Genomic DNA, 637 nt, shown 5'->3' with positions numbered 1-637 from the left:
ATGCAGGCTCAACAAGCTTCTCCTTACAAAAGGATCAATCCTCTAGTGATTATCACAGTGTTGTGGAGCAATCAGGCATCAAAGCGGGTGATGGCGGTTTTAAGATCAACGTTAAAGATAAAACAACCCTGACCGGAGGACTGATTGCGAGCACCGCGTCGCCAGAAAAAAACAGCCTGACCACAGGAAGCATCAGTACCAGTGACATCACCAACAGTGCGAGTGCACAAGCCAGCAGCCATGGGGTTAGCGTTTCTGGGAACGACACGATAAAAAACATTGCCAAAAATGCTTTAAGTCATGGGAAAGCCAAGGATGCGGCGGACGGGGAAACCAAATCCGCCATCAGTGATGGCACCATCATCCTGACAGGTGCAACCAACCAGAGGGCGATGGGGCAAGATGCTGGACAAATCATTGATGCCCTCAACCGCAACACCGCAGCAGCCCATCAGGCAGTAGTGCCGCTGGATGCCACATCACTTGAGGGGGTGATACATAATCGCCTCAATATGATCAATGATTTATCAGATGAAGGATTTGGATACCTTGGTAAAATTTATAAAATCTCATATGTCAAAGAGCATTTTGAGGGTGAGGTTTTGCATGATGAAAATGGCAATGTCATCTATGCAAC

Annotated in this window: 1 pseudogene; it reads left to right on the top strand. The window is 47.4% G+C overall.

Annotation, left to right across the window (positions count from 1 at the left end):
- A pseudogene (locus tag J7R12_RS08620) lies at positions 1-637 on the top strand (filamentous hemagglutinin); the annotation flags it as partial.

The organism is Bartonella vinsonii subsp. vinsonii (assembly GCF_902825235.1).
GTDB classification, from domain to species: domain Bacteria; phylum Pseudomonadota; class Alphaproteobacteria; order Rhizobiales; family Rhizobiaceae; genus Bartonella; species Bartonella vinsonii.
Note: the sequence above shows the minus strand (reverse complement) of the source record. Positions and strands in the feature narration are given on the sequence as shown.